Annotated in this window: 11 protein-coding genes; 7 read left to right on the top strand and 4 right to left on the bottom strand. The window is 64.6% G+C overall.

What is annotated here, in order from left to right; translation table 11 throughout:
• Positions 1–191: 191 nt before the first annotated feature.
• Both XarjCFBP7645_RS14485 and XarjCFBP7645_RS14480 read left to right on the top strand, forming a co-directional pair.
• The gene (locus XarjCFBP7645_RS14485) at positions 192–1757 is read left to right on the top strand and encodes an oligopeptide:H+ symporter (protein WP_104538086.1); all 1566 of its coding nucleotides are present in this window, start codon (positions 192–194) and stop codon (positions 1755–1757) included.
• A gap of 7 nt (positions 1758–1764) precedes the next feature.
• Positions 1765–2373: a rhomboid family intramembrane serine protease gene (locus tag XarjCFBP7645_RS14480; protein WP_039520379.1), complete on the top strand. Its 609-nt coding sequence runs from the start codon at positions 1765–1767 to the stop codon at positions 2371–2373.
• A gap of 141 nt (positions 2374–2514) precedes the next feature.
• On the opposite strand, the gene XarjCFBP7645_RS14475 is transcribed toward XarjCFBP7645_RS14480, so the two are convergent.
• Positions 2515–2715, bottom strand: a complete 201-nt coding sequence (locus tag XarjCFBP7645_RS14475; protein ID WP_104538085.1) for a hypothetical protein — start codon at positions 2713–2715, stop codon at positions 2515–2517.
• A gap of 215 nt (positions 2716–2930) precedes the next feature.
• Here XarjCFBP7645_RS14475 and XarjCFBP7645_RS14470 point away from each other — a divergent pair, with 215 nt between their 5' ends.
• The 3 genes from XarjCFBP7645_RS14470 (at position 2931) to XarjCFBP7645_RS14460 (ending at position 4676) form a co-directional block, all read left to right on the top strand.
• A complete protein-coding gene (locus tag XarjCFBP7645_RS14470) occupies positions 2931–3215 on the top strand; it encodes a GNAT family N-acetyltransferase (RefSeq protein WP_047126642.1) in 285 nt (94 codons plus the stop codon).
• Positions 3216–3263: 48 nt separating this feature from the next.
• Entirely contained in the window at positions 3264–4109 is an 846-nt protein-coding gene (locus XarjCFBP7645_RS14465) for a DUF3298 and DUF4163 domain-containing protein (protein WP_047125654.1), read from the top strand.
• A 66-nt stretch (positions 4110–4175) separates the two neighbouring features.
• Entirely contained in the window at positions 4176–4676 is a 501-nt protein-coding gene (locus tag XarjCFBP7645_RS14460; RefSeq protein WP_039520389.1) for a MarR family winged helix-turn-helix transcriptional regulator, read from the top strand.
• 97 nt (positions 4677–4773) lie between these two features.
• On the opposite strand, the gene XarjCFBP7645_RS14455 is transcribed toward XarjCFBP7645_RS14460, so the two are convergent.
• Positions 4774–6972: a M3 family metallopeptidase gene (locus tag XarjCFBP7645_RS14455; protein ID WP_181126351.1), complete on the bottom strand. Its 2199-nt coding sequence runs from the start codon at positions 6970–6972 to the stop codon at positions 4774–4776.
• 439 nt (positions 6973–7411) lie between these two features.
• Between XarjCFBP7645_RS14455 and XarjCFBP7645_RS14445 the strand changes: the two genes are divergently transcribed.
• Entirely contained in the window at positions 7412–7900 is a 489-nt protein-coding gene (locus XarjCFBP7645_RS14445) for a glutathione peroxidase (RefSeq protein ID WP_104538082.1), read from the top strand.
• A 131-nt stretch (positions 7901–8031) separates the two neighbouring features.
• Here the strand turns inward: XarjCFBP7645_RS14445 and XarjCFBP7645_RS14440 are convergent, their stop codons facing one another.
• Together XarjCFBP7645_RS14440 and XarjCFBP7645_RS14435 are read right to left on the bottom strand one after the other, a co-directional pair.
• Positions 8032–8811 (bottom strand): ferredoxin--NADP reductase, encoded by a 780-nt coding sequence (locus XarjCFBP7645_RS14440; protein ID WP_104538081.1) that lies wholly within the window; start codon positions 8809–8811, stop codon positions 8032–8034.
• Positions 8812–9042: 231 nt separating this feature from the next.
• Positions 9043–10923, bottom strand: a complete 1881-nt coding sequence (locus XarjCFBP7645_RS14435) for an ABC transporter ATP-binding protein (protein ID WP_104538080.1) — start codon at positions 10921–10923, stop codon at positions 9043–9045.
• 265 nt (positions 10924–11188) lie between these two features.
• Here XarjCFBP7645_RS14435 and XarjCFBP7645_RS14430 point away from each other — a divergent pair, with 265 nt between their 5' ends.
• On the top strand, positions 11189–12706 hold the full coding sequence (locus tag XarjCFBP7645_RS14430; protein ID WP_166775586.1) for a fumarate hydratase: 1518 nt from the start codon (positions 11189–11191) through the stop codon (positions 12704–12706).
• Positions 12707–13026: the final 320 nt, after the last annotated feature.

Genomic DNA, 13026 nt, shown 5'->3' with positions numbered 1-13026 from the left:
CGGCGTGCCAACAGCGGTTTTAGGCACGTCTGGGCCGAACGACGTGTCGGGTACACCGCAATGGCGGCCATAAGCGCAGCGGCGTCGCTGCATGCAGCGGCGCATCCTGGGTCTTATCCGATGGTCGCGATGGCGGCCAACCGGCGGCCGCCGGTACGATAGCGCGTGTTTTCTGCTTGACCGGACTGCCCTTGACCACTTCCACCCTGCCGGGCCCCACTGCCGGTGCGCGGCTGCCGCGCCAGATACCTTTCATCATCGGCAACGAAGCCTGCGAGCGTTTCAGCTTCTACGGGATGCGCAACATCCTGGTGCAGTTCCTGATCACCTCGCTGCTGTTGCAGGAAGTCGGCGGGCCCGGCCGTGAAGCCGAGGCCAAGCACATCCTGCACAGCTTCATGATCGGGGTGTTTTTCTTCCCGCTGCTCGGCGGCTGGCTGGCCGATCGCTTCTTCGGCAAGTACAACACCATTCTGTGGTTCAGCCTGGTGTACTGCGCCGGGCATGCCTGCCTGGCGCTGTTCGAAGGCAGCCGCGGCGGATTCTTCCTCGGGCTGGGCCTGATCGCGCTGGGTGCGGGCGGCATCAAACCGCTGGTGGCCTCGTTCATGGGCGACCAGTTCGACCAGTCCAACAAGCACCTGGCCAAGGTGGTGTTCGACGGCTTCTACTGGATCATCAACTTCGGCTCGTTGTTCGCCTCGTTGTTGATCCCGCTGGCGCTGAAGAATCTGGGCCCGGCGTGGGCATTCGGCATTCCGGGCATCCTGATGTTCGTGGCCACGCTGGTGTTCTGGCTGGGCCGCAGGCGCTATGTGCGGGTGCCGTTGCCGCCGAAGGACCCGCACGGCTTCGGTGCGGTGGTGCGCACCGCATTGCTGACACAGGCGCCGGGGCAGGGCCGTCCGGGACTGATGCTGGCAGTGGTCTCGGTGCTGCTGGCGCTGGCCTGCTTCGCGCTGGTCGACCAGCTCGGCATCGTCATCTGCCTGTGCATGGCGCTGGTGCTGTTGCTGGCCGGCATCGGCGGCGGCACCTGGTGGCAGCTGGAGCGTGCGCGCGGCATCCATCCCGATACCGCGGTCGAAGGCGTGCGCGCGCTGCTGCGGGTGTTGGTGATCTTCGCGCTCGTCACGCCATTCTTCTCGCTGTTTGACCAGAAAGCCTCGACCTGGGTCCTGCAGGGGCGCGAGATGACGATGCCGGCCTGGTTCACTGCCTCGCAGATGCAGGCGCTCAATCCGCTGCTGGTGATGCTGCTGATCCCGTTCAACAATCTGGTGCTGTATCCGCTGCTGCGACGTGGCGGCTGGGAGCCGACAGCGCTGCGCCGCATGACCTGCGGCATCGCCTTCGGCGGCCTGGCCTGGATTGCGGTCGGTGCCATCCAGATCAGCATGGACGGCGGCGAGCCGATGCATATCGCCTGGCAGATCCTGCCCTATGCGCTGCTGACCTTCGGCGAGGTGCTGGTGTCGGCCACCGGGATCGAGTTCGCCTACAGCCAGGCACCGCCGTCGATGAAGGGCGTGGTGATGAGCTTCTGGTATCTGACCACCACGGTGGGCAATCTATGGGTGCTGCTGTCGAACGTGGCGGTGCGCAACGCCACGGTGACCTCCCACATCGCCGATACTGGGCTCAGCGAAGCGGCATTTCTGATGTTCTTCTTCGCGGCCTTCGCGTTCCTGGCGGCACTGGCCTTCGGCCTGTACGCGCGCGGGTATCGCATGGTCGACAATTACCGTTCTGCCTGAGGTCCGCATGATTACCCTGATCCTGATCGCCATCACCGGCATCGTCTCGTGGATGGCGTTCAACAACCGCAAGCTGGCTGACCGCCTGATCCTGTGGCCGCCGGCGCTGGACAAGCACAAGCAGTACGACCGCCTGGTCACCTACGGTTTCATCCATGCCGATCTGGGCCACCTGGTCTTCAACATGATCACGCTGTTCTTCTTCGGCCGGGTGATCGAAAACGTGATGACCCAGCTGACCGGCAGCGTGCTGACCTACCCGCTGTTCTATCTGGCGGCGCTGGTGGTCTCGATCCTGCCCAGCTATCTGAAGAACCAGAAGAACCCGAACTATCTCAGCCTGGGCGCCTCCGGTGCGGTGTCGGCGGTGTTGTTCGCCTTCATCCTGCTGCAGCCGTGGACCATCATCCTGGTGCTGTTCATTCCGGCGCCGGCGATCATCTACGCGGTGTTCTATGTCGGCTACAGCCTGTGGATGGACCGCCGCGGCGGCGATCGCATCAACCACAGCGCGCACCTGGCCGGTGCCGCGTTCGGCGTGATGTTCATGCTGATCATGGAGCCGCGCGTGCTGCAGGTATTCCTGGAGCAGCTATCCAATCCGCGTTTCGGCTGATCGGTTGGCAAACCGACCGCTGGCCGCCGGTGGGCACGCGCGGTTAGGTCGACGGTGTCGGGAAGAGCGGGTCGCCTTGGGCGACCGGACCAGGACCCTCGCGAGTGCGCGCGTGGTCCTGGGCAGTGATGCGATGCCGGCTCAGGCCGCGTCGCGTTTCTGGTCGCCAGCGACGCTGCCGGTGGGCACCGACCCGTAGGCCTGCTGCAGGCGCTGGTACACCGTGTCGTTGAGCTGCGCGAAGTCGGGGTTGTGGGTGTCGCCCTTGATGGCGAACTGGAACAGGCCTTCCAGCAGCGAGCTATCGCTGTCTGCGCTGTGTCCTGCCGAATCGTTGTGCATGCGGTGACTCCTCGTAGGTAAGGCGAAGGCGTCGGCGGCTCGCACCGGCCCGGGTGCAACGGGCGCCTTCGGCTGAGCTATCGGCGCGGTGCGAGCGAACTTAAGTGCCGGTTCGCAGGCTGCGCGGGCGGTCACAGCATCGATTCATTTTCACGCAGGCGCGGCGCCGCGCTGGTCACACTGCTGACCATCGTCACTGCCTCGTGCAGACCACCATGGAGGCAGCGACAGTGCAGGCAGACCACGATTCCACGCAGCAGCTCTTCAGCGTAGACACCGATGGACAACATGCCGAGCTGGCATACCGTCTGGAAGGTGAGCGCATGACCATCACGCATACGCATGTGCCCGACGCGATCGGTGGACGCGGTATTGCCGCAGTGCTGGTCGAGGCTGCCTTGGCCCATGCGCGCCAGCAGGGCTACAAGGTCGTGCCTGCCTGCAGTTACGCCGAGGCGTATATCCGGCGGCACCAACAGTTTCAGGATCTGCTGGCCTGATCGCCGGCAGCGTGTCTTTGCAGATGTATCGATGGGGAGCAGGTGGGAATGGGGCGGTTGTCAGGAGTGAACGCAGTCCGGGGCTTGCTGATGCTGGCCGTGTTGGCAGGATGTACGCAGCGCGAGCCGACGACGGCCGAATCGGCACAGCCGGCAGCTGACGCAACTGCCGTCGCGGCACCGCCGGCCGAGCCCGTGCTGGTGCAAAGCGGCCCGCTGGAGGATGTGATCGAGCAAGCACCCGCCTATATGGTGGGTATCAGCTATCCGCGTGGGCTGGACGCGTTTCCCGAGCTGAGCGGACTGATCCGCAGTTATGCGCAGGCAGCACGCGCCGAACTCATGGAAGCGGTGTCCGGGCTCGGCAACGACAAGCCGGCCGCACCTTACGAATTGTCACTGGCGTTCGAGACCGTATTGCAGACACCGGACCTGATCGTCGTGTCCGCGGACGGCAGCCGCTATACCGGTGGTGCGCATGGCGAGCCGTTGGTGGCGCGCTTCGTCTGGCTGGTCAAGGAGCGCAGGCAATTGACCGCGCAGGCCTTGATTCCGGACCCGGCAGGCTGGGAAAAGATCGGGCGCGAGGTGGCCGTGCAATTGCACAACGCCGCCACCCAGCGCGTGGAAGCCGATCGCGTGCCGGTCGCAGAACAGGCCGAGCAGGTGGCCTCGGCCGATCGCATGATTGCCGAAGGCACTGCCGCGCAGGTCGACAACTTTGCCCAGTTCGTGCCGGTGCTCAATCCGGCCGGGCAGATCACCGCGCTTCGGTTCGTGTTTCCGCCGTATCAGGTGGGGCCGTATTCGGATGGCACGCAAACGGCCGAGGTCGCTGCCTCGACATTGTTGGCGTCGGTCGCGCCGGAATATGTACATCTCTTCGCACGCTGAGGTGTCACCCCGCAGATGATGTGATTGAATGGCTTGGCCATTCAGTAATGTAATCAAACGGGTGATATGAGTAGTTTCGATCCAACCGCAAGTCGCGTGGACCACACCTGTGTGCGCTATCCGGCGTTTCCGCGTGAACCAGCCGTCCTGGTGCGGCTGATCAAGCATCTCTACAAGCGACTGCATACGCAGGGTTGTGTGCGGCTGAAGCCATACGGTATCAGCCCGCCGGAATACGAGATTCTGATGATGCTCTACGGCACGCCGGAGCAGGCGATCACGCCTACCGAGGTGGCCGAGGCCGCCAGCGAAAAGCCGGCCAACATCACCCGGCTCACCGACCAATTGTGCGAGAAGGGCTTGATCGCGCGTGGCAGCAGCCCGGACGATCGGCGCAAGATCATGCTGACCTTGCAGCCGGCAGGCCTGGCGTTGATCAACAGCCTGCTTCCCGACGCCTGCACGCTGCTCAATGCAGAGACCTCCAGCATCAGTGATGCCGAGCAGGTGCGGCTGGAAAAGCTGTTAAGGAAATTGCTCGACGGCGTGGATTCGGTCGAGCTCTGAGCGCGGCGTCTGCGGCTCGCGCAGCCCGCTTCATCGCGACCATCAAAAACGCCGCCCGGATCGCTCCGGGCAGCGTCTTGGTTTCAACGCAGTGCGATTACGGCTTGAACTGCGGCGCTTCCGGCGTGGCGCCATCGCCACCTTGCGCACTCAGGCCGCGCTTCTCGAGCAGGGGCTCGATCTGCGGCGCATGGCCGGCAAAGTTCTGGAACAGTTCCATCGCATCGACGCTGCCGCCGCGCGAGAGCAGGGTCTGACGGAAGCGATCGCCGTTGGCGCGGCTCAGCCCGCCGTGCTGCTTGAACCACTGCTGGGTGTTGGCGTCGAGCACTTCCGACCAGATGTAGGCGTAATAGCCGGCCGCGTAACCGCCCATGATGTGGCTGAAATACGGGGTCTTGTAGCGCGGCGGCACCGGCGCGTAGGCGATGCCGTCCTGCTGCAGGGCCTTGGCTTCGAATGCCATCACGCCAGCGGCGTCGGGCACCTGGCTGGCGCTGATCTGGTGCCAGTTCTGATCGAGCATGGCCGCACCCAGATACTCGGTGGTGGCAAAGCCCTGGTTGAACTTGGAGGCGGCAATCACCTTGTCCAGCAGCGCCTGCGGCATCGGCGTGCCGTTCTGGTAATGCTTGGCGTAGTTCTTCAGGATCGACGGCTCGTCGGCCCACATCTCGTTGACCTGCGAGGGGAACTCGACGAAGTCGCGCGGCACGCTGGTGCCGGAGAAATACGGGTATTTGACGTCCGAGAACATGCCGTGCAGCGCATGCCCGAACTCATGGAACATGGTGGTCACTTCATCCCAGGTCAGCAGCGTCGGCTGGCCAGCCGGCGGCTTGGGGATGTTGAGGTGGTTGGCGACCACCGGCTTGAAACCGGTCAGCGTCGACTGCGACACATAGGAGTTCATCCAGGCGCCGCCACGCTTGGATTCGCGTGCATACATGTCGGCGATGAAGATCGCCAGCTGCTTGCCGTCGGCGTCAAACACGTCATAGACGGTGATGTCGTCGCGGTAGGTCGGCAGGTCAGTGCGCTGCTTGAAGGTCAGGCCGTATTCCTGATTGGCCGCATAGAACACGCCGTTTTCCAGCACGTTCTTCAGCTCGAAGTACGGCTTGAGCTGGGATTCGTCGAAGTTGTACTTGGCCTGGCGCACCTTCTCGCTGTAGTAGGCCCAGTCCCAGGCTTCGAGCTTGAACGTCGGCTTGCGCGCGGCCTTCTGCTCCTTGTCGATCATCGCCTGCAGATCGGCCGCTTCGCGCTTGGCATTGGCTACCGCCGCCGGCGCCAGCTTGCCCAGCATCGCATTGACCGCTTCCGGTGTCTTGGCGGTCTGGTTTTCCAGCGAATAGGCAGCGTAGGTTGGGAAGCCGAGCAGCTTGGCCTTGTCGGCGCGCAGCTTCATGATGCGCGCCACCAGTGCGGTGTTGTCGTACTGGCCGCCGTGGCTGCCACGCGACACCGAGGCGTCGTAGATCTTCTTGCGCAGTTCGCGATTCTTAAGTTGCGTCAGCGGCGGCTGGCCGGTGGTGTTGAGCAGCGCAATCACGTACTTGCCGTCGAGCTTGCGCGCCTTGGCCGCTTCGGCGGCAGCGGCGATCTGCTCGTCGGACAGGCCATCGAGCTGCTTGACGTCATCGACGACAACGGCGGCGGCATTCACTTCGGCCAGCACGTTCTGGCTGAAGGTGGTGCCCAGGTTGGCCAGCTCGGCATTCATCGCCTTGAGCGTGGTCTTGTCGGCCTCGGAGAGCTTGGCGCCGTCGCGTACGAAATCGCTGTAGTACTTCTCGACCAGGCGCACGCCCTGGGCGTCCAGGCCCAACTTGCTGCGCTGGTCGTACAGGGTCTGGAGACGCGCGAACAGCTTGCCATTGAGCGAGATCGCGTCGCGGTGCGCGGCGAACTTGGCCGAATAGTCGGCCTGCAGTTTCTTGCGCGCGTCGTTGGTGTCGGCACCGACCAAGTTGAAGAACACGGTGGTGGCGCGATCCAGCGTGGCGCCGCTTTTTTCCAGCGCGATGAGGGTGTTGTCGAAGCTCGGCTTGGCCTTCTGGTTGGCGATCTTTTCCACTTCCTTCAACTGCTCGGTCATGCCGGCGTCGAAGGCGGGTGCGAAATCGCTGTCGGTGATCTTGTCGAACTGCGGGTAGTGCAGCGGCAGCGTGCTGTCGGCAAAGAAGGGGTTGGCTTGGGTGGCGGCGTGCGTCGTGGCGGGTGCGGCGATGCTGTAGGACGGCATGGCAAGTCCCAGGGAAGCGGCCAGGGCAAAGGCGAGACGGGTGGTCAAGAGGGTTGCTCCAAAGTGCGAACCGCCGAGGCTACCCCAGCCGGGCCGGACAGGCGTGTGACAAAAGGCATGGCTGCAGGGTCATTGCGCCGCCATCCGGCGGGCGCGACCGGTGCTTGCCTTGCGGGCACAGAACCGATGACACCACGAGCGCGCAGCCACCGGACCGACGCTGCCGGTGTACGCGACAGCAGGTTCAACTCGGCTATATGCCGGATGCTCGGCGGGCACCGAGGTCTCGATCAGTCCGCCTGATGGATGCTGGCCGGTAGCGCGCCGTGTCAGCGGCCGGCAACGGTCGGACCAGCGGAAAGGGCCAGATGTCTGCGGCGACGCATCCGTTGAAAACCGTCTTTCCTGGCTGACGCGCTCGGCGACCGCGATGCGACGCTGCCGGCTGCTGGGTTACGCTGCCCATCTCGCACACTTCAGGGCAGCCATGAGCGACATCTCCACGTTCGAATTCACCGACCTGGAAGGTCGTCCCCGCTCGATGCGCGATTACGCCGGCAAGGTGGTGCTGGTGGTCAACGTCGCTTCAAAATGCGGCTTTACCCCACAATACGCAGGCCTGCAGGCACTGTGGCAGCGCTATCGCGAGCGTGGTCTGGTGGTGATCGGGTTTCCCTGCGACCAGTTCGGTCATCAGGAGCCGGGCGATGCCGCGCAGATCCGCCAGTTCTGCTCGCTCGATTACGCGGTGGATTTTCCGCTGGCCGAGAAGGTCGAGGTCAATGGCAGCGGCACGCATCCGCTATGGCAATGGCTCAAGCACCAACAGCGTGGCGTGCTGGGATCGGAAGCGATCAAGTGGAATTTCACCAAGTTCCTGATCGGCCGCGATGGCACGGTGCTGGAGCGTTACGCCCCGACTACCAAACCGGACGCCCTGGCTGCGGATATCGAGCGCGCGTTAGTTGAATCGTAGGAGCGCACCTGGGCGCGATGAGGCATTCCCGGGAACGCTTCATCGCGCCCAGGTGCGCTCCTACGACGGTGCATGCCGGCGTCGCGGTCTGCGTAAACGCCGCATCGCGCTGATGTCTCACGCGCGCCGTATCACTTCTCGACGAAGGCGCGCTCGAACACGTAATGCCCCGGCGTGCCGATGCGTGGCGAGGTCTGGAAGCCACGTGCATCCAGCAAGGTGCGCAGGTCGGCCAGCATCTGCGGGCTGCCGCAGATCATGAAGCGGTCGTTGGCCGGATCCAGCGGCGGCAACCCGAGCGTCTGCTGCATGCGGCCATCGGCCATCAGCTCGGTCAGGCGGCCCTGATTGGCGAATGCCTCACGCGTCACCGCCGGGTAGTACAGCAACTTCTCGCGCAGGAGGTCGCCGAGGAATTCGTGCTGCGGCAGCTCGCGCTCGAAGTAGTCGCGATAGGCCAGATCCTGCACGAAGCGCACGCCCTGGGTCAGGATCACCTTGTCGAAACGCTCGTAGGTTTCCGGGTCCTTGATCACCGACAACCACGGCGCCAGACCGGTACCGGTGCCCAGCAGATACAGGTTGCGGCCCGGGTGCAGGTCGCTGATCAGCAGCGTCCCGGTGGGTTTCTTGCCGACCAGCACCTTGTCGCCAGGCTGGATGTGCTGCAGCCGCGAGGTCAGCGGACCGTCCGGCACCTTGATGCTGAAGAACTCCAGATGTTCTTCCCAGTTGGCGCTGGCGATCGAGTACGCACGCAGCAGCGGGCGCGTCTCGGTCTCCAGACCGATCATCACGAACTGCCCGTTCTCGAAGCGGAAACCGGCATCGCGGGTGGTGGTGAAGCTGAAGTAGGCATCGGTCCAGTGACGGACCTCAAGCACCGTTTCGGCGCCGAAAGCGGAAGACATACCAGTAAGTGTCGTGGGAAGAGTACCCGGCAATTCTACCTCAAGCCGGCCAAATGAGAGAGGCTCTCATTTGGCCGGGAATGGGGAATGGGGAATGGGGAATGGGGAATGGGGAATCGGGGCAGCTGCATAAGGATCCCGGAGGCCTACGGGGCGAGACGCTCAGCACCCGTCAGACGCCGGGAACGCCGCTTTTAACGATTCCCGAATCCCGATTCCCCAATCCCAGCCTCATCGATACCCCGCCGCCTGCAACTCGAACAACTCCGCGTACCGCCCGCCCTGGGCCATCAGCTCCGCATGCGTGCCGTTGGCCTCGATGCGGCCTGCGGCCAGCACCAGGATGCGGTCGGCCATGCGCACGCTGGAGAAGCGGTGCGAGATCAGCACCGCGGTACGGTTGTCCGACAGCTCCTTGAAGCGCTGGAACACCTCGAACTCGCTACGCGCATCCAGTGCGGCGGTGGGTTCGTCCAGGATCATCAGCTGCGCATCGCGCATGTAGGCGCGCGCGATGGCGATCTTCTGCCATTGCCCGCCGGACAGGTCCACGCTGTTTTTGAAGCGGCGCCCGACCAGCTGGTCGTAGCCGTCGGGCAGGCTGTCGATCAGCTCGCCGGCCATGGCACGCTGCGCAGCGGCACGGATGCGCGGCGCATCGTCCATCGCATCGACCTGGCCGACGCCGATGTTCTCGCCCACGCTCAGGTGGTAGCGCACGAAGTCCTGAAAGATCACGCCCAGGTTGGCGCGCACATCGTCCAGATCGTAATCGCGCAGGTCGTGGCCATCGAGCAGGATGCGGCCCTCGTCCGGGTCGTACAGCCGCGCCAGCAGCTTGACCAGGGTGGTCTTGCCGGCACCGTTTTCGCCGACTAGGGCCAGCACTTCGCCGGCACGCAGTTCGAAATCCAGATGCCGCACCGTCCACTGCTCGGCATCCGGGTAGCGGAAGCCCACGTCCTCGAACACGAAGCCTTGGCGGATCGGTCGCGGCACCGGCAGCGCGTTCGGGCGCGAGCGGATCTCCGGCACAATGTTGAAGAACGAATACAGATCGTCCAGATACAAGGCCTGGCCGGCGACCTGCGAGAACCCGATCAGCAGGCCTTCGAGCAACTGGCGCAGGCGCAGGAAGCTGCCGGCCAGAAAGGTCAGGTCGCCGATGCTGAAATCGCCGCGCACGGTGCGCCAGGCGATGTAGCCATAGGCCGTGTAGTAGCCCAGGGTGCCCAGCGCAGCCAGCAGCGCGCCCCACAACGCACGCTTGCGCGCGAGTGCACGATTGGCCTGGAAGAACTTGTCGGCCAGCCGCCGGTAACGCGCGATCAGGAAGCGGTGCAGGTTGAGGATCTTGACTTCCTTTGCGGTCTCGACGCTTGCGCCGACCTGGCGCAGGTAATCGAGCTGGCGCCGCTCCGGCGTCCACTGGAAGTTGAGCGAGTAGCCCAGCGCATTGAAATGCGCCTCGCCGATGAAGGCCGGGATCAGGGCGATCGCCAGCAGCAGGATCAACCACGGCGCATACACCACCAGGCCCACCGCCAGGCTGACCACGGTGATGGCGTCCTGCACCTGGCCGAACAGCTGGCTCATCAGGTTCATGCGGTTCATGGTCTGGCGCCGCGCACGATCCAGCTTGTCCTGCCGATCGGGATCTTCGAAGTCCTCCAGATCCAGCTGCGCGGCGTGCTCCATCAGGCGCACGCTGGCGGCGTTGTTGAACAGTTCCGACAACAACGCATCGGCGTAGCCGACCAGCCGGCCGAGCAGGTCCGAACCGATCGCCAGGGCCAGCTCCAGCGCCAGCAATTCCAGCAACCGGTTCAGTCGGCCGCTGCCCAGCGCCTGCGCCAGCGAGTCGAAGGCTGGCGGTTGACCGACCAGGTGGATCGCCTCGTCGATGATCAGCTTGCCGATATACAACGAGGCCACCGGCATCAACGCGCGCAGCACGCGCAGGCCGATGCTGCTGGCGCTCAGCCAGCGGCTGGTCTGCCAGATCTGGCGCAGGAACGGCGGAAGATTGCGCAGCGCATCCAGGCGCTCGCGCAGGGTGGGGCCGGTACGGGGAGCGGCAGGCGCAGAAGCGCCGGAACGGGAGGCTGACATCGCCTCAGTGTGCAGCGCCACGCGTGGGCGTGGGGTGTTGGAGGCGCACCGGCGGGTCCTGCGGCATTGGCACGCGGTCGCCGCGGCGCCGCCGACTGCACGCTTGCACGGCTGTGCGGCCGACGTCCTGCAGCACACCCGTCCCGTGGACCCGACCCGGCGCGATCGGCGGCCCGATCAATCGCGTCGATTGATGCAACGTCCGGGTGCGCCGGAAGTTTCGACTAAAATGGCCGGATTGCCCCCGCCAGCCTTAGAGCCAGCCGTGACCTCGATCAAGCAGGAAGACCTCATCCAGTCCGTCGCCGACGCGCTGCAGTACATCAGCTACTACCACCCGGTCGACTACATCAGGAATCTGTCCGCTGCCTACGAGCGCGAAGAGTCGCCGGCGGCCAAGGACGCCATTGCGCAGATCCTGATCAACTCGCGCATGTGCGCCGAAGGCCATCGCCCGATCTGCCAGGACACCGGCATCGTCACCGTGTTCCTGGAGATCGGCATGCAGGTGCGTTGGGACGACGCCACGATGGGTGTGGAAGACATGGTCAACGAAGGCGTGCGCCGCGCCTACAACCACCCCGACAACAAGCTGCGCGCCAGCGTGCTGGCCGACCCGGCCGGCAAGCGCACCAACACCCGCGACAACACCCCGGCGGTGGTCAACACCAAGATCGTGCCCGGCCACCATGTCGACGTGATCGTTGCGGCCAAGGGCGGCGGCTCGGAAGCCAAGAGCAAGTTCGCCATGCTCAACCCGTCCGACTCCATCGTCGACTGGGTGCTCAAGACCGTGCCGACCATGGGCGCCGGCTGGTGCCCGCCGGGCATGCTCGGCATCGGCATCGGCGGCACGGCCGAAAAGGCCATGCTGCTGGCCAAGGAAGCGTTGATGGAGCCGATCGACATCGTCGACCTGCAGGCACGCGGCGCGTCCAACCGCGCCGAAGAGCTGCGGCTGGAACTCTACGAAAAGGTCAACGCGCTCGGCATCGGTGCGCAAGGCCTGGGCGGCCTGACCACGGTGCTGGACATCAAGGTCAAGGATTACCCGACCCATGCCGCCAACCTGCCGGTGGCGTTGATTCCCAACTGCGCGGCCACCCGCCATGCGCACTTCACCCTGGACGGCAGCGGCCCGGTGATGCTGGACCCGCCCTCGCTGGAAGACTGGCCCAAGCTCACCTACAACCCGACCAACGCGCGTCGGGTCAACCTGGATACGATCTCCCGCGAGGAAGTCGCCAGCTTCAAGCCGGGCGAGGTGGTGCTGCTCAACGGCAAGCTGCTGACCGGCCGCGACGCCGCGCACAAGCGCATGATCGACATGCTCAACAAGGGCGAGACATTGCCGGTCGACTTCACCAACCGATTCATCTACTACGTCGGCCCGGTCGATCCGGTGCGCGATGAAGTGGTCGGCCCGGCCGGCCCGACCACCGCCACGCGCATGGACAAGTTCACCCGCCAGATGCTGGAGCAGACCGGCCTGCTGGGCATGGTCGGCAAGTCCGAGCGCGGCGATGCGGCGATCGAGGCGATCCGCGACAACAAGGCGGTGTACCTGATGGCGGTCGGCGGCTCGGCCTATCTGGTGTCCAAGGCGATCAAGGCCGCACGCGTGCTCGCATTCGAAGACCTGGGCATGGAGGCGATCTACGAGTTCGAGGTCAAGGACATGCCGGTCACCGTGGCGGTGGATTGCACCGGCGAATCGGTGCACAAGACCGGCCCGCGGCAGTGGCAATCGCGCATCGGCAAGATTCCGGTCGTGGTGGAATAAGTCACCCTGGAACGGCGACGCACTTGCACTGCGTCGCCGTTTTCAGTTTGGGCGCTGCGCGTGCCCGCCGTTCGCACGCGCTGCCTATGTACTGGAAAAAACGCCTGCATGCGTGTCTCACCTAGGGTGGCGGGACGGCCCAACAGGAACGGGCTATGCTCGGTGCGTCCATGCCGGCACCCTCAGGAGAACAGGAATGCTCCGTCTCATTTGCCTCGCCGTCCTGGTGTGCGCCGGCCTGCCTTTGGCAGCGCAACAAAAGACCGGCGCAGCGGGCCAATTGCATGGCCCAGGTGTTCGATTGCACGCAGCAGAGCGAT

It is taken from the genome of Xanthomonas arboricola (assembly GCF_002940665.1).
GTDB lineage: Bacteria > Pseudomonadota > Gammaproteobacteria > Xanthomonadales > Xanthomonadaceae > Xanthomonas > Xanthomonas arboricola_B.
Note: the sequence above shows the minus strand (reverse complement) of the source record. Positions and strands in the feature narration are given on the sequence as shown.